Consider the following 15586-nt stretch of genomic DNA (forward strand, 5'->3'; position numbering starts at 1 on the left):
TACTGCAGGGGGGACCCTGTGGGAGAGTAGGACGCCGCCGAACTAATTTTGAATGGGAAACCCCCGCACCTTATGGTGCGGGGGTTTTCTGCGTTTACGGGGTCTCTGCTGACGCAGCCCGACGCAGTCCCAGAATTTCCCATTCACGACGGGCTCACCAGTCTCGTGTCGTACGCGAGAATCACCGCCTGCACTCTGTCCCTCGCTCCCGTCTTCGCGAGGATGCGGCCCACGTGCGTCTTCACCGTGGACTCCGCGAGGTGCAGACGGGTGGAGATCTCCGCGTTCGTCCAGCCCTGGCCTATGACCGTGAGGATTTCGCGTTCCCGGTCCGTGAGTGAGGCCAGACGCGGGTGATCCGCCGGGTCCGCGAGAGCGGTGCCGACCGTGGGAAGACGGTCGGCGTAGGTGTCGAGGAGGCGGCGGGTGAGGCTGGGCGCCACCACGGCGTCGCCCGAGGCGACCGCGCGGATTCCGGAGAGGAGTTCCTCGGGCAGCGCGTCCTTGATGAGGAATCCGGAGGCGCCGGCGCGCAGCCCGTCGTACGCGTACTCGTCGAGGTCGAACGTCGTGAGGATCAGGACGCGGGTGCGGTCGCCCGACGCGGTGATGCGTCGCGTGGCCTCGATGCCGTCGAGGCCCGGCATGCGGATGTCCATGAGGACCACGTCGGGGTGCAGCTCGGCAGTCATGCGGATCGCCTCGCTGCCGTTGCCCGCCTCGCCTGTCACCGTCATGTCGTCCTGGCTTTCCAGGAGCATGCGGAAGCCGAAGCGCTGCATGGGCTGGTCGTCGACGATGAGAACGGTCGTCACGGTGTCTCGCTGTCCTTCGGGAGATGGAGGTGGACCCGCCAGCCGCCCGGCGGGCCCGGGCGCGGCCCGGCCTCAAGTGTGCCGTCGTACAGGGCAGTTCGCTCGCGCATGCCGGTGAGCCCGCGCCCGGCCCCGGAACTGGAGCCTGAACCAGGGCCCGGCCCCGGGACGCCGAGTGTGCCGCCCGTGCCGCCCGTGCCGGTGTCCATGACGTCCACGGTGACGCCGCCGTCGGTGTAGGCCACGTCGACGGTCGCGGTGGCGTTCGGCCCCGCGTGCTTGAGCGTGTTGGTGAGGGCCTCCTGGATGACGCGGTAGACGGTGAGCTGGCGTCCCGCGGGAACCGCGTCGGGGTGGCCGCGCACCGTGCTGCGTACGGGGAGACCCGCGGCACGTACGCCGTTGATGAGCTGGTCGAGGTCGGTCAGGGCGGGCTGCGGGGAGCGCGCGGCGGTGACGGCGGTGACGGCGGAGGCGGAGGTGGTAGCGGTGCCGGGGGCCTGCGGGGTGTCGTCGCGCAGGACGTCCAGGAGGCGGCGGAGTTCGGAGAGGGCCTGGCGGCTGGTCGTGCCGATGGCTTCGAGGGCCTGCGCGGCGCGCTCGGGGGACCTGGCGGCGGCGTACGCACCGCCGTCCGCGAGGCTGGTGATGACGGAGAGGTTGTGGCCGATGATGTCGTGCATCTCGCGGGCGATGCGGGTGCGTTCGGCGGCCGTGGCGAGCTGGGCCTGCTGGTCGCGTTCGACTTCGAGGCGGAGGGCGCGCTCGACGAGGGCCTGGGTGTGGTCCCGGCGGGAGCGGACGGCGATGCCCGCGAGCGCGACCACCACGAAGGACCAGATCTGGGGCACGATCAGCTGGTCCCAGCTGTCCTTCGGGTAGGCGAAGGCGCAGACGACCATGGGCAGCGCCGTCATCGCGGCTGCCCTGCCGAGGGTCTTCAGGGGCAGCCGCAGCGCGATGTTGAACACGACGATGAACTGGATCAGGGCGGCCTGAAGCCAGGCGCCGGTCCAGTTGCTGGCCACGGTCGTCGCCGCCATCACCGCGAGGGCGACCAGCGGGTGGCGGCGGCGCCACAGCAGTGGAGCGGAGAGGCCGACGCTCATCAGGACGATGGGGCCCTGCGCCACGGTCGGGTCGGCCGCGGTGTTGCGCCAGCCGCCGGCGCCGTCGGTGAGGGCGGCGACGATGAAGAAGCCCGTCACCAGGACGTCCCAGACCAGCGGGCGGCGCCGGTCGAAGGCGCGCACCCGCTGGGTGGAGCGTTGGAGGTACCGGGTGAGGGGGTGGGGCTCGGTCACGGCCCCATCCTCGTCCACGCTTTCGGCCGACGGCCCGGGGCTGGACCCGGGCCGCGCTTCGTCATACGTCCCGCCGCTTGAGCAGCACGGACGCGGCGGCGATGAGCGCCGCGGCCCAGAGGGCGAGCGTGAGCAGGGCGGTGCCGGGGGCGATGGTGTCCTCCACGCGGGCCACCGAGCCGAGCGAGCTCGCCGCCTGGGCGGGGAAGTAGCTGACGGCGGTCTCCACGGGGCCGAACGGCAGCATCGCGGCGACCTCGGGAAGGATCAGCACGCATCCGACGAACGCGCCGATGGCGCCGGGCACCGAGCGCAGCAGGGCGCCGAGGCCCAGGGCGATGAGGCTGAGCAGGGTGAGGGACGCGGCGCTGGTGGTGAGGGCGGCGAGAACGCCGTCGTCGGCGAGGGAGAGCTTCTTGTCGCTGTCGGAGAGCCAGATCTGGGCGGTCAGGAACGTGCCGACGTTGGTCACCAGGCACACGGTGAAGGCGACGCCCGTGAAGACCGCGGCCTTGGACCACAGGACGGGCAGGCGGTTCGGGACGGCGGTGAGGGAGGCGCGGATCATGCCTGTCGAGTACTCGCCCGCGATGACGAGGATGCCGAGGACGGCGAGGCAGATCTGGGAGAGCTGCGTGCCGAAGAGGGTGAAGACGACGGTGTCGATCTCGGCGTCGTCCCCGTCGTAGGTGATGCCCATCGTGATGCCGATGGCGAGGACCAGGGCGGCCGCCGTGATCAGCGTGATCCACGTCGAGCGGAGCGTCCACAGCTTGTGCCACTCGGAGCGGAGGATGCCCTTGGTGCTCAGGCGGTACGCGGCCCGGGTGGGCGCGGCGGGCTTCGCGGGCGAGGTGGTGAGGGTGCTCATGCCGCTGCTCCTTCGGGTCGCGGGGCGCCCGTCGGGGCGGCGTACTCGACGGAGTCCCGGGTGAGGTCCATGAACGCCTGCTCCAAGGAGGCGTGCTGCGGGGTGAGTTCGAGGAGGGGGATGCCGTGGCCCGCGGCGGTGCGGCCGATGTGCTCGGCGTCCGTGCCGCGCACGTCGAGGACGCCGTGGGCGAGGCCGGTGACCTGCACGCCGGGGGCGGCGAGCAGGTCGGTCAGGAGTCCGGCCTCCGGGGTGACGACCTTGACGGAGCCGGTGCCCGACTCGCGTATGAAGCGTTCGACGGTGGTGTCCGCGAGGAGCTTGCCGCGGCCGATGATCACCAGGTGGTCCGCGGTCAGCGCCATCTCGCTCATGAGGTGGGAGGAGACGAGGACGGTGCGGCCCTCGGCGGCGAGGGACTTGAGGAGGTTGCGGATCCACAGGACGCCCTCGGGATCGAGGCCGTTGACCGGTTCGTCGAGGATGACCGTGGCCGGGTCGCCGAGCAGGGCGGCGGCGATGCCCAGGCGCTGGCCCATGCCGAGGGAGAAGCCCTTGACGCGCTTGCGGGCGACCTCGTGGATGCCGGCCAGTTCGAGGACCGCGTGCACACGGCTCTTCGGGATGGAGTGCGTGTGGGCGAGCGCCATCAGGTGGTGGTACGCGGAACGGCCCGGGTGGATGGAGCGGGCCTCCAGGAGGGCGCCCACCTCGTGCAGGGGCGCCGGGTGAGTGGCGTAGGCGCGGTCGCCGATGGTGGCGCGGCCACGGGTGGGGGCGTCGAGGCCGAGGAGCATGCGCATGGTGGTGGACTTGCCCGCGCCGTTGGGGCCGAGGAAGCCGGTGACGGTGCCGGGGAGGACCTCGAAGCTGAGGTCGTCGACGGCCTTCTTCGCGGGCTTGCCGCCGTAGTGTTTGGTCAGTCCGTATGCCCTGATCATGTCTACGATGCTGGCGTTCGCGGTGGCGCGGATCGTCGGACCGGGGGCGGGTACGGGCGGACGCGGGTAGTACCCGGGTACGACGGCGACCCCGATATCGCGATGCGGATCGCGATGCGGATCGCGATGCGGATATCGCGTTGCGCGGGCGCGGGCCGTCGCTGAGGATCTCGCCATGGATCATCAGTACGCCGTACGTCCCGTCCGTCCCGACGAATGGCCGCGGGCCAGGGAGCTCCGCCTCGCCGCGCTGCGGGACCCCGCGGCGCCGGTCGCCTTCCTGGAGACGTACGAGGACGCCGCCGCGAGGCCGGACTCCTTCTGGCGCGAGCGGGTGTCGGGGACGTCGGGGCGGCTGCGGAGCCGGCAGTTCGTGGCGGAGGGGGAGCACGGGGTGTGGGCGGGTTCGGTGACCGTCCTGGTCGAGGAGGCCGGGACGGAGGACTTCTTCGGCGGGGAGATCGCACAGCGGCAGGGGCATCTCGTGGCGGTCTACGTGCGTCCGGAACACCGGGGCAGCGGGGGCGCGACGGCCGCGCTGTTCGAGGCGGCTGTCGGGTGGGCGTGGTCCCTGGAGGGCCTTGAGCGGGTGCGGTTGTTCGTTCATGAGGCCAATCCGCGGGCGCAGGCCTTCTACCGCCGGTTCGGGTTCGTACGCAGCGGGGTGACGGTGCCCGTGCCGGAGGATCCCTCCGCGCGGGAGTACGAGTTGGTGTTGAGGCGGCCTGAGCGGCAGTGAGGGGAGGGGCGGGGCGGGATGGTCGTGCCGATGGCTTCGAGGCCTGCCCGGCAGGGCGCCGGGACGCGCCGTCCGGGGACGAGCCCGGACGGCGCGTCCACGACGGCCCTGTCTCACAACCTGGTTGCCTGCCTCACAACCTGGTTGCCTGTCTCACGACCTGGTCGCCTGTCTCACGACCTAGTTGTAAGGGTGTGCCGTGCGGGCCGTGCGCAGGGCGTTCGCCCACCAGGCCAGCTGGTCCAGCATCACCTTGGCGGCGCCCGCCGCGCCGTCCTCGTCGTACGCCCGGCCGCCCTCGCCGAAGTGGTTCCAGGCGTTGTGGAAGCTGACGACCTCGCGGACCGTGACGCAGTGCAGCTCGGCGAAGACCAGGCGGAGCTGTTCGACGGCGCGCAGGCCCCCGCCGTGGCCGCCGTAGGAGACGAACGCGACCGGCTTGGCCTCCCACTCGGTGCGGTGCAGGTCGATGAAGTGCTTGAGGGCGCCGGGGAAGCTGTGGTTGTACTCCGGGGTGATGACCACGTACGCGTCGGCGGCGTCGATCCGCTCGGCGAGCGCGGTGAGGGCCGGTGTGCGATCGGTGCCCCAGTCCGGGTGGGCGGAGGGCAGCTCCAGGCCGGCGACGTCGATGACGTCCAGGGTGTAGCCGGTGTGCCGCTCGGCGAGGGTGGTGAACCAGTCGGCGACGGTGGGGCCGAAGCGGCCGTCGCGGGTGGAACCGATGATGACGGCGAGGCGGAGGGGGGTGGAGTTCGGGGTGGTGGACATGGTGATGCTCTCCTCAAAGGTGTGTGACGGAAGAGTAGTTCGGGGGTGGATCAGTGCGTCTGTGCTGCGGGCGCGGGCGCGGGTGCGGGTGCGGGCGCGGGCGCGGGTGCGGGTGCCTTTGCGGGGCCGGGTCCGAATTCGGCTGCGGGTGTCGGCGTAGGCACGGGTGACGGGGCCGGGGATTCCGCCGTACGTCCTCCCGTACGCACCCGCAGCAACCGGTGGACCACGAGTGCGAGCCCGCCGATGACGCCCGCCACCACCCAGAGGGTGATCCGCCACGCCTCGGTGAACTGATCGGCGTGGCCGCCCGCGCCGGCCGTGATGCGGCCCGCGAGCTCCGCCGAGCCGACCTGGGATTCCACCAGGGCGAGCAGCAGCGCGCCGAAGAGGGTGAGCACGACGGCGCCGGTGCCGCCGCGGACCGTGTTGAGGAAGCCCGATGCCATGCCGATCTGCGCCGGTTCGACCATGCCGAGCGCCTGGGCGTCGATGATGCCGAGGGACAGGCCCTGCCCGGCGCCGACGGTGAGCAGGGGCCCGGCGAGCGCGGCCGTGGAGATGCCCGGGTGCAGGGTAGTCAGCCAGATGTTGCCCGCGGCGATCAGGAGCAGTGAGAGGACGAGCAGGCCGCGGGCGGGGACGCCGCGGTTGACGAGGCGGGCGCCGAGCGGGGGCAGGGCGAGGACGGGCACGGTCATCAGGAGCAGGATCAGGCCTGCCGCACGGGCCGAGGTGCCGCTGGTGCCCTGGAGGTAGGTGGGCAGGAAGACGAGGACGCCGGTGGTGCCCGCGCCGAGCCCGAAGGCGCCGAGCGACCAGCCGAGGAAGGCGGGGTTGCGGGCCAGGGTGAGGTCGAGGATGGGCCGGCCGCCGGTGGTGGCGAGGCGCTTCTCCACGCGTACGAAGGCGGTGAGCAGCGCCGCGCCCACGGCCAGCGGCAGGAGTGTGGCCGCCGATGCCCAGCCGGACTTGGAGCCCTGCGTGACGGCGAACAGGGTCAGGGAGAGCCCGCCGATGAAGGTGGCGGCACCGGCCTTGTCGACGCGCGGCGGGGCGTCGGCGCGGGACTCGGCGAGGAAGCGAGTGCCGGTGAGGACGAGGGCTCCGGCGGCGGCGAAGACGAGGAACGTGGCGCGCCAGCCGAGGCCGTCCACCATCCATCCCGCGAAGGTGGGGCCGGTGGCGAGGCCGACGCCCGCCGTGGTGCCGAGGGCGGCGAACACCTTGGTCCGGGCGGCTCCGGTGAAGGTGGCGGCGAGCAGGGAGCCGCCGCTCGCCATGACGCCCGCGGCGCCCACGCCGGAGAGCAGGCGGGCGGCGTCCAGGAGCAGGATGTGGTGGGCGAAGGCGGAGCCCAGGGTGCCGGCCGAGTAGAGCGCGGCGCCCGCGGTGAGGACGCGGCGGCGGCCGAAGATGTCGCCGAGCGAGCCCGCGACGAGCATGAAGGAGGAGGCGGCGAGGAAGTAGCCGACGACCACCCACTGGAGGGCCGCGCCCGACGCGTCGAGGTCGGAGCCGATGCGGGGCAGGGCCACGGTGGTGCCGGACATCGCCATCGGCAGCGTGAGCATGCCGAGGAGGACGACGAGGAGGGTCAGGGCGGGGTGGCTCCTGCGGATGCCGGGCCGCGGGGCCTGTGGAGCGGTCTCGGTAGGCATGCGAGTAAAGTACAACGAGCGTTGTAACAATTACAACGGTCATTGTAATTTTTTCTGGGAGAGGTGAGATGGCGAGCAGGACCGAACAGGGCGGGGGCGAGCAGAAGCCCCTGCGCAAAGGGATGTTGGAGAAGCGCCGGGCCATCACGAGCGGCGCCCGCACCGTCTTCGGACGCGAGGGGTACACGCGGGCGAGCATCGATGCCATCGCGGCCGAGGCCGGCGTCTCCACGCGCACCATCTACAACCACTTCGGCGACAAGGAAGGCCTCTTCCGCGCCGTGCTGCTGGAGAGCGCGGCGTCGGTGACCGAGGCCGCGGAAGCCCTCTTCGAACGGCATCTGCGCAAGGTCCGCGACGTCGACGAGGACCTCCTCGACCTCGCCCGCGACTGGGTCGGGCAGGGCGCGGCGCACCCCGGGCACTTCTCCGTCGTACGCCAGATCATTCCGGAGGCCGGGCGGCTGCCCGCGGAGGTCATTGAGGAATGGCAGCGGATCGGGCCACGGGCGTCCCAGGAGGCGCTGGCGCGCTGGCTCCTGGAGCTGGGGCGGCAGGGCCTGCTCGCCGTCGACGAGGCGAACGCGCGCAAGGCGGCGCGGCACTTCGCGTTCCTGGTGGGCGGCAGCGTGACGGCCGAGTCGTACTTCGGGGCGCTGCGGCTGGAGGAGGAGGCGGTCGAAGAGCTGGTGCGGGACGGGGTGGGGATCTTCCTGCGGGTGTACGGGGTGCGAGGGGACCATACGTAAACGGGGCACCGTGCGTAAGCGGGGCACCGTGCGTAGGCGGGGCACCGTGCGTAGGCGGGGGACCGTGCGTAGGCGGGGCACGGTGCGTAAGCGGGGGACCGTGCGTAAGCGGGACTTCGCGTACGCGGTCCGGGGTCCCCGGCCGGGTCCGGAAGATCGGCCCTAGCCGGTCGGTAGTTCCGCGTCCGGCCAGCGGGCCCTGCCCTGTTCCCGTGAGCGGAGCAGGGCCAGGGTCGGCAGGCCGCGCTTCGCCCCTTCGGCGAGCAGCTCCGGCAGTTGCGGCAGCGGCGCCACGGCGGCGACGTCGTCGAGGACCAGCGTCATTGGTGGGTCGAGCCGACCGGAGGATGACCGTTCGGCCATGCGCCGGCCGTGCTCGACCACGCTGGAGGCGAGTGCCGTGAGGAGGGGCATGGCACCCGGGCCCTGGTGGGACTTGGGATCCTCGATCGCCTCACCCACCACAAAAAGCGTGCCCCCTTCATGCACAAAGGAATCCAGAGTGAGCGCATCAGTTCGGTTAGGTGTGCAGGATTCGCGTACGTGGACCGTGAAGAGCGCGGAGAGGGCGCGGGCCGTCAACTCCTGGGCGATGTCGCGCCGTTCCGGATACGCGGTGAGGGCGGCCTCCAGCTCACCCGCGGCGCCGGACGACGCCTTGGGGTGCGTACGGAGGATGCGTACCGCCTCTTGCACCTGGGTGCCCTGCGACCAGCGGTGCACGGCCTTCATGGGCTTGTCGCCCACCGCGGCCGCGTGCAGGAAACTGCGCATCAGGATCCGGGCCGTGTCCGCCACGGCGGCGTCCAGCTTCGCGGCCGGCCTTATCGGCGCGAGGAGCGCGACGGCACGCTGATCCGCCGTCTCCTTGTCCCGGCAACCGGCGGTGGGCGACCAGTGCAGGCGGGCCGGGGTGTCGCACAGGTGCGCCGGGTCGTAGAGCAGGACGGGGCCGAGCTTGGCCCTGGCGTCCTTCGTCTCGGCCCACAGAGTGGGGTCGGAGGTGAGGACGAGGGCCGCGCCCTCGGCGTCGCGGATGGCTTCGACGGCGTGGGGGCGTCTGGTCGCCGGGCTGCCGAGGAGCAGGGGGCCTCCCGGCGGGGGTGACGGGAAGGGGGTGCTGTTCTCCGCGCCTCCGGCGCGGGGGCCTCCGGCCGGGCGGGCCGGGGACGGGGCCCCGTTCTCCGCGCCTCCGGCGCGGTTCTCCCACCCGCCGACCCTTTCCACCTGCGACTCCATGCCTCCGGCATGGGTGGCTTGGGCGGGGACCTCAGTGTTCTCCGCACCTCCGGCACGGACGGGCCGGGCGGGGACTTCGGTCGGCTCCGTGCCTCCGGCACGAGGCTCCTGGGCCGGAACGGGGGTGTTCTCCGTGCCTCCGGCACGGGGTCTGTACATGTCACCCGACGCCCCTGCCCCCGCCACCGCTCCCGCCCCCGCTGCCGCTGCCGCCTCCCGGCGGACCCTCCGCACCGCGCGCCACCGCGCCACCGTGCCCATCACGAAGACGGTCAGCACGATCAGGATCATCAGCTGGCCGATGAACAGGCCCCAGAAGAGGCCGTATCCGGAGAGCTGGTCCGGTGGGGTCCGGGGCCAGGCGCCCGCCAGGTCATGGGGCTGTCCGGCCAGGTGGCGTACGGCCGGCGGCGTATGGCCGAAGGAGACGTTCTCCGGCCAGGAGCCGTGCGCGAAGCGGCCCGCGAGGTTCGTGGCCGTCCAGACGAGCACGGTCGCCCCGAGGAGGAACGCGAGGAAGCCGACCAACAGTCCGTCCGGGACTCCCCGTTGAGGGCCGCCCCGTTGAGTACCGCCCCGATCGTGGGAGTGGGGACCCCGCCCGCGCGGGGGCCCACCCCGTTCCCAGTCATCCCGCATGCTGCTCCATGTACGCCGCTGCCCGCTCCGCCGCCTCCAGCTCGGCCGCCCGCATCGCGTCGTCGGCCGGTACGTCGTCGGGGAGGTCCGCCGACGACTCGGTCATGGCGCGGTCGGTGAAGACCAGCGGGCGTTCCGTCTCCGTGATCAGGTGTTTGACCACCTGGACGTTGCCGTTCACGTCCCACACCGCGATGCCCGGGGTGAGCGTGGGAATGATCTCCACGGCCCACCTCGGGAGGCCGAGCACCCGGCCCGTCGCCCGCGCCTCGTCGGCCTTCTGGGCGTAGATGGTCCGGGTGGACGCCATCTTCAGGATCGCCGCCGCCTCCTTGGCCGCCGCTCCGTCCACCACGTCGCTGAGGTGGTGGACCACCGCCACGAACGACAGGCCGAGCCGTCGGCCGAACTTCAGCAGCCGCTGGAAGAGCTGCGCCACGAAGGGGGAGTTGATGATGTGCCAGGCCTCTTCCACCAGGAAGATGCGCTTCTTGCGGTCCGGCCGGATCCACGTGTGCTCCAGCCAGACGCCCACGATCGCCATCAGGATCGGCATCGCGATGGAGTTCCGGTCGATGTGGGACAGGTCGAAGACGATGAGCGGGGCGTCGAGGTCGATGCCGACCGTCGTCGGGCCGTCGAACATGCCCCGCAGGTCGCCGTCGACGAGGCGGTCGATGACCAGTGCCACGTCAAGGCCCCACGCCCGGACGTCGTCTATGGCCACGTTCATCGCCTCGGCCGACTCCGGCTCGGGGTGGCGCAGCTGCTCGACGATGTCGGTCAGGACGGGCTGGCGCTCCACGATGGTCTCGTTCACGTACGCGTGCGCGACCTTGAGGGCGAAGCCGGAGCGCTCGTCCAGGCCGTGGCCCATCGCGACCTCGATGATCGTGCGCAGCAGCGCCAGCTGGCCCGTCGTCGTGATCGCCGGGTCCAGCGGGTTGAGGCGGATGCCCATGTCCAGGGCCGCCGTCGGGTCGAGGCGGATGGGAGTTATCCCCAGCTCCTGGGCGATGAGGTTCCATTCGCCGACGCCGTCCTCGCCCTGGGCGTCGAGGACGACGACCTGGCGGTCCTTGAAGCGCAGCTGGCGCAGGACGTACGTCTTCTCCAGAGCCGACTTGCCGTTGCCGGACTCGCCGAGCACCAGCCAGTGCGGCGCGGGCAACTGCTGCCCGTACAACTGGAACGGGTCGTAGATGTACCCCTTGCCGGAGTACACCTCACGCCCGATGATCACACCCGAGTCGCCGAGGCCCGGCGCGGCCGTCGGGAGGTAGACCGCCTGGGCCTGCCCCGTCGACGTACGTACCGGGAGCCTGGTCGTCTCGATCTTCCCGAAGAGGAAAGCGGTGAAGGCGTCCGTGAGGACGGTCAGCGGATCCCGCATCTGGGCAGCCTGCCTCTACGTCTAGCGTCGGATGCCGGTCGCGAACGGCAGCGTGTTGACGAAGGCCCTGTGGTGCTCGCGGTCGCACCACTCCAGCTTCAGATACGACTTGCCGGCGGAGGCGCGGATGGTGCGCTTGTCGCGCGCGAGCGCCTCCGGGGAACGGGACGAGACGGTGATGTAGCCGACCAGGTTGACGCCGGCCGCGCCGCTCGCCAGATCCTCGCCGCGCTGGTCGAGGCGGGAGTGCGAGGCGACGTCGCGGGGGTCGATCGTGCGGTTCATCTTGGCCTGCCGACTGGCCTCGGCCTCGTCGTTCGTCTTCTCGGTCAGCATCCGCTCGATGGCGACCTCCGTGGGTTCGAGGTCCATCGTCACGGCGACCGTCCTGATGACGTCCGGGGTGTGGACGAGCAGGGGAGCGAGGAAGTTGACGCCGACGGGGGTCATCGGCCACTCCTTCACCCAGGCCGTGGCGTGGCACCAGGGGGCGCGGGTGGAGGACTCGCGGGTCTTGGCCTGGAGGTAGGTGGGCTCCATGGCGTCGAGCTCGGCCGGCCAGGCGTTGCGCTTCGTCATCGCCTGGATGTGGTCGATGGGGTGGTCGGGGTCGTACATGGAGTGGACCAGGGAGGCGAGGCGGCCCTGGCCGAGCGGCTGCCGTACGCGGATGTCCGCCTCCTGCAGCCGCGAGCAGATGTCGGTCAGCTCGCGCGCCATGACGACGGCGAGACCGGCGTCCTTGTCGAGCTTCCTGCCGCCCTGCGGGCGGGCCGCGCGGGCCATCGCCTGCGCCTCGGCGGCCAGGTCGCGGGAGTAGTGCATGCAGGCGACGAGGTAGGCGCGGTGCTGCTCGCTGCTGGTCGACACCATCGACTGCAACTGTTCGTAGGACTGCTGGAGCCACGGAAGCGCCCGCGTGTCCCCCCGTACGCTGACGTCCTTGGCGTGCGCGTCGGGGTCGGCGGGCAGCGTACGGGCGAGCATCTGCAGACGGGTGACGAAGCCGTCGCCGTTCGCGACGTGCTTGAGGAGCGTGCCGAAGCGGTCGACGAGGGCCTCCTGGTCCTCGCTGTCGCGCAGCCCGACGCCAGGACCCTCGATCTCGATGGCGGCGGTGACGGTGCGCCGGTCCGCGTGCAGCAGGACGGCGATCTCGTCAGGACCGAAGGGCGCGGCCAGCCAGTTGATCCGGCCGATCCCGGGCGGCGGCCCGACCTCGACCTCCCTGCCGTCGAGCCGGATGCCGGCCTCGGCGACGGCCGAGCGGTAGCCGGTGCCGCGCTTCAGGGTCCGCTTGTAGCTGCGGTTGATCTCGAACCACTTGTAGAAGGTGCGGCCCTTGTACGGGACGTAGACGGCCGCGATGGCGAGCATCGGCAGGCCGGACAGCAGGACGATGCGCAGGGAGAGGACGGGAACGAGGAGCCCGCACATCATGCCGAGGAACGCCCCCACGATGATCAGGGCGATCTCCCCGGTCTCGCGGTTCTTGCCGACGATCGCGTTCGGCCGCGCGCGGCCGATCAGATATGTGCGGCGGGGCGCGACCGGTTGGGACACGTGGGACTGGGTCGTCAACGCCCTTCACCTCCCGTGCGGTTGGTACTGCTGGTGCGGGAACCGCCGCGGTTGCCCGCGTGCGGTGTGTCCGTCGCGCTGCTCTTGCGCGGCGGGGGTGCGGCGGAGGGGACGGATCCGCCGCCGTTCGAGGGGCCGCCGCCTCCGGAGGGACGGCCGCTGTGGGCGGCGACGCCGCCGCTCGCGGGGTTGGCCGGGCGTGCCTGGCCGCCGCTGCCCTGGTTACCGCCGCCGCCGCCGCTGCCGTTGCCGCGGGCGCTGTGGGTCTTGATGCCCTGCGAGACGAGGGAGGCGGGGGAGCTGATCACGGCGGCGGCCTTGTTCTCGGCGCCGCGCATGATGCGGTTGTCGCGGGAGCCCGCGATCTCGTCGCCGAAGCCGGGGACGAAGCGGTAGATCATGGCGCTCGCGAAGATGGCGAGCAGGATGATCGACAGCCCGGAGACGACCGCCGAGAAGGAGTCGGGCCCGTCGTCGGCGGAGAGCGCCCCGGCGAGACCGAGCACGATCACGATGATCGGTTTGACCAGGATCACCGCGATCATGATGCCCGCCCAGCGGCGGACGTGCGACCACAGGTTCTTGTCGACGAGGCCCGCGTACACGACGGTGCCGAGGAGCGCTCCTACGTAGAGGAGCGCCGCCCTGATCACCAGCTCCAACCAGAGGATGCCGGCGGCGAGGATCGACACGAGCGAGACGACGATCAGCATGATCGGCCCACCGCCTATGTCGTCGCCCTTCTTGAGCGCGCCGGAGAACGTCCCGAAGAACGTGTCCGTCTGACCGCCCGTCGCCTTCGCGATGACGTCCGTGACGCCGTCGGCCGCCGAGACGACGGTGTAGAGGATGAGGGGGGTGAAGGCGGAGGCGAGGACGGTGAGCCAGAGGAAGCCGATGGCCTCGGACAGCGCGGTGGTGAGCGGCACGCCGCGGACCGCCCGCTTGGCGACCGCGAGCAGCCACAGGAGCAGCGTCAGGATGGTCGACGCGGCGAAGACGACGGCGTACTGCTGGAGGAACTTGGGGTTCGTGAAGTCGACGTTCGCGGTCTCCTTCACGGCCTCGGAGAGCTTGTCGACGGTCCAGGACGCGGCGTCGGCACAGCCCTTGGCCAGGGAGCTGAGGGGGTCCAGGGAGTCGGGGAGGGGTGGGGAGGCGGGGTATTTGCCGTCGCCGCTGCCGCTGCCGCCGTCTTGCCCCTTTTGGCAGTACTTCTTGGCAGGACCGATCAGGAGATCACAGGGGTCGTTCGACGGCTTCGGATCCGGTGCCGCGGCGGCACGGGTCGCCAGAAGGATCAGCGCGGCTTGGACCGAGGCGGCAACAGCGGTGAGCTTGAGTACGCGGCGTGGGCTACCGGGCATACGTGAAGCCTCCGTACTCCTCGATGGCCTTGCTGATGTCGTCGGATGACGACGCTCGCTCATCCCCCGGGACAGGGGTGGGGCCGCTCTCCTGGGAGTCCGCGGTGATCTTCCAGTCGTTGCCAGACCACCGAAGGTCGAAGGTCCAGGTCTGCCAGGTCGAGCTCACGGGGTTGGTGGAGCGCTGCCCCGACATGCCGAGTAGCCCCATGTACCAGACAGAGACCTTGGCGTCGTCGTTGCTGTACTTCAGGACCTTGGTGCCGACAGGCACGGTCCGCGAGACGAACGTGCTGCCCTGCGGGGGGTCACCCTTCGGGTCGAGGCCGAGCCGCTCGAGGAACTTGGTCGAATAGGCGTCGTCCATGGGCTTCCTGAGCTTGGTGGCCGCATCGGAGGTGTAGATGGCGTCGACGATGCCGTGGCGGCTGTCCGCCTTGAACATGCCTGTGCCGCCAAGCGCCACCGCGTAGTTGGACGCCGCGCTTTGCGCCCCCTGCTGGGTCCTGGCGAACCCCGACGGGATCCCCGCGTTCTTGCCCCCCACCGGCTTCTCCCCGGAGGGCGCCGTGGAGGCCGCCTCCGGCTTCTTGCCGTCCCCGCCCCCCGAAGAGGAATCGTCCCCTCCACGGTTGGCGAAGGCGATCGCCGCGATGAGCAGGACCACGACGCCGACGACCGTGACCAGGCTGCGCGAGGACGTCCGCCCGCCGGAGCGGGAGGATCTGCGCGGGCCGCCGTAGACGTCGTCGCTCCCGCCGTCTCCCTCGGGAAGCCGCGTCCGGGTCTCCCCGGAGCCGCCGAGGAAGAGGCCGTCCTTCCGGTCGTCGTCGGGACTCATGCCGCGTACGCCCCCTCAACCTCTCGCTGGGCCGCCGCGCGGGACACGTACGACGGTGGCCGTGCTGGTTTCCGCGCAGGCGCGGTGTGGTGACTCGACATCAGGGAGTTGCAACCTCAGCCGGTGGGCACGACGGATGGGTGGGGGAGTGGGGACAGGGAGAAGGGGACGTCGGTGGGGGGAGGGGAGGGGAGGCGGAGGCGAGCGGGGGACCGCCGGCCTGCGCCGGGCCGTACTAGACCGCCATGCCGTAGACGATCGTGAAGAGCGTGCCGAGCGAACCGATGATGAAGACGCCGGTCAGGCCCGCGATGATCAGTCCCTTGCCCTGCTCCGCGCTGAAGGTGTCGCGCAGCGCCGTCGCACCGATGCGCTGCTTCGCGGCGCCCCAGATCGCGATGCCCAGACAGAGGAGGATCGCGATGGCCATCACGACCTCGATCATCACGCGTGCCTCGTTGCCCAGGCTCCCGAAGGGACCCCAGTCGGGGGCGATCCCGCCGATGATGGTGGTGATGTCGCCCTTTTCGGCTGCCATAAGCATGTGTAACTCACCGCCCCTAGTGGGTTGTTCTGTCACCTCTGCCTACCTCAGTACAGAGGACAGCTCATTCTCGCCGACAAACCGGCCTGCGCATGCCGCCTTGGCGCCATTCGTTGGCTGACTTCGTGCGC

General features: G+C 71.2%; 14 protein-coding genes. 2 read left to right on the forward strand and 12 right to left on the reverse strand.

Going from position 1 to position 15586, the window contains the following annotated elements; translation table 11 throughout:
- Nucleotides 1-143: 143 nt before the first annotated feature.
- The 4 genes from ACFVYR_RS28010 to ACFVYR_RS28025 all read right to left on the reverse strand — a co-directional run bounded on the left by ACFVYR_RS28010 (nucleotide 144) and on the right by ACFVYR_RS28025 (nucleotide 3931).
- A complete protein-coding gene (locus tag ACFVYR_RS28010) occupies nucleotides 144-815 on the reverse strand; it encodes a response regulator (protein WP_384263900.1) in 672 nt (223 codons plus the stop codon).
- A complete protein-coding gene (locus ACFVYR_RS28015; protein ID WP_384263897.1) occupies nucleotides 812-2119 on the reverse strand; it encodes a sensor histidine kinase in 1308 nt (435 codons plus the stop codon). Before ACFVYR_RS28015 ends, ACFVYR_RS28010 begins: the two co-directional genes overlap by 4 nt.
- A gap of 61 nt (nucleotides 2120-2180) precedes the next feature.
- Nucleotides 2181-2990 carry an ABC transporter permease gene (locus ACFVYR_RS28020; protein WP_384263895.1) on the reverse strand — a complete coding sequence of 270 codons (810 nt, stop codon included), beginning with the start codon at nucleotides 2988-2990 and terminating at the stop codon, nucleotides 2181-2183.
- Nucleotides 2987-3931, reverse strand: coding sequence for an ATP-binding cassette domain-containing protein (locus tag ACFVYR_RS28025; RefSeq protein ID WP_384263892.1), 945 nt, complete (start codon nucleotides 3929-3931; stop codon nucleotides 2987-2989). The genes ACFVYR_RS28020 and ACFVYR_RS28025 overlap by 4 nt, the downstream gene beginning before the upstream one ends.
- Before the next feature lie 175 nt (nucleotides 3932-4106).
- Between ACFVYR_RS28025 and ACFVYR_RS28030 the strand changes: the two genes are divergently transcribed.
- The gene (locus ACFVYR_RS28030; protein WP_384263891.1) at nucleotides 4107-4670 is read left to right on the forward strand and encodes a GNAT family N-acetyltransferase; all 564 of its coding nucleotides are present in this window, start codon (nucleotides 4107-4109) and stop codon (nucleotides 4668-4670) included.
- A gap of 180 nt (nucleotides 4671-4850) precedes the next feature.
- Here ACFVYR_RS28030 and ACFVYR_RS28035 read toward each other — a convergent pair whose 3' ends face one another.
- Together ACFVYR_RS28035 and ACFVYR_RS28040 are read right to left on the reverse strand one after the other, a co-directional pair.
- Nucleotides 4851-5441: an NADPH-dependent FMN reductase gene (locus ACFVYR_RS28035; RefSeq protein WP_384261421.1), complete on the reverse strand. Its 591-nt coding sequence runs from the start codon at nucleotides 5439-5441 to the stop codon at nucleotides 4851-4853.
- 50 nt (nucleotides 5442-5491) lie between these two features.
- A complete protein-coding gene (locus tag ACFVYR_RS28040; RefSeq protein WP_384261424.1) occupies nucleotides 5492-7102 on the reverse strand; it encodes an MFS transporter in 1611 nt (536 codons plus the stop codon).
- A 68-nt stretch (nucleotides 7103-7170) separates the two neighbouring features.
- Here ACFVYR_RS28040 and ACFVYR_RS28045 point away from each other — a divergent pair, with 68 nt between their 5' ends.
- On the forward strand, nucleotides 7171-7851 hold the full coding sequence (locus ACFVYR_RS28045; RefSeq protein ID WP_384261427.1) for a TetR/AcrR family transcriptional regulator: 681 nt from the start codon (nucleotides 7171-7173) through the stop codon (nucleotides 7849-7851).
- 162 nt (nucleotides 7852-8013) lie between these two features.
- On the opposite strand, the gene ACFVYR_RS28050 is transcribed toward ACFVYR_RS28045, so the two are convergent.
- The 6 genes from ACFVYR_RS28050 to ACFVYR_RS28075 all read right to left on the reverse strand — a co-directional run bounded on the left by ACFVYR_RS28050 (nucleotide 8014) and on the right by ACFVYR_RS28075 (nucleotide 15455).
- Entirely contained in the window at nucleotides 8014-9729 is a 1716-nt protein-coding gene (locus tag ACFVYR_RS28050; protein WP_384261430.1) for a type IV secretory system conjugative DNA transfer family protein, read from the reverse strand.
- A complete protein-coding gene (locus ACFVYR_RS28055) occupies nucleotides 9719-11122 on the reverse strand; it encodes an ATP-binding protein (protein WP_384261433.1) in 1404 nt (467 codons plus the stop codon). Before ACFVYR_RS28055 ends, ACFVYR_RS28050 begins: the two co-directional genes overlap by 11 nt.
- Before the next feature lie 21 nt (nucleotides 11123-11143).
- Entirely contained in the window at nucleotides 11144-12703 is a 1560-nt protein-coding gene (locus ACFVYR_RS28060) for an SCO6880 family protein (RefSeq protein WP_384261435.1), read from the reverse strand.
- The gene (locus tag ACFVYR_RS28065) at nucleotides 12700-14070 is read right to left on the reverse strand and encodes a hypothetical protein (RefSeq protein ID WP_384261438.1); all 1371 of its coding nucleotides are present in this window, start codon (nucleotides 14068-14070) and stop codon (nucleotides 12700-12702) included. The genes ACFVYR_RS28060 and ACFVYR_RS28065 overlap by 4 nt, the downstream gene beginning before the upstream one ends.
- Nucleotides 14060-14911, reverse strand: coding sequence for a hypothetical protein (locus ACFVYR_RS28070; protein ID WP_384261441.1), 852 nt, complete (start codon nucleotides 14909-14911; stop codon nucleotides 14060-14062). The genes ACFVYR_RS28065 and ACFVYR_RS28070 overlap by 11 nt, the downstream gene beginning before the upstream one ends.
- 235 nt (nucleotides 14912-15146) lie before the next feature.
- Nucleotides 15147-15455, reverse strand: coding sequence for a hypothetical protein (locus tag ACFVYR_RS28075; RefSeq protein ID WP_055570172.1), 309 nt, complete (start codon nucleotides 15453-15455; stop codon nucleotides 15147-15149).
- Between the last annotated feature and the right edge of the window lie 131 nt (nucleotides 15456-15586).

The sequence above is a fragment of the Streptomyces sp. NPDC058284 genome, from assembly GCF_042881135.1.
Lineage (GTDB): Bacteria > Actinomycetota > Actinomycetes > Streptomycetales > Streptomycetaceae > Streptomyces.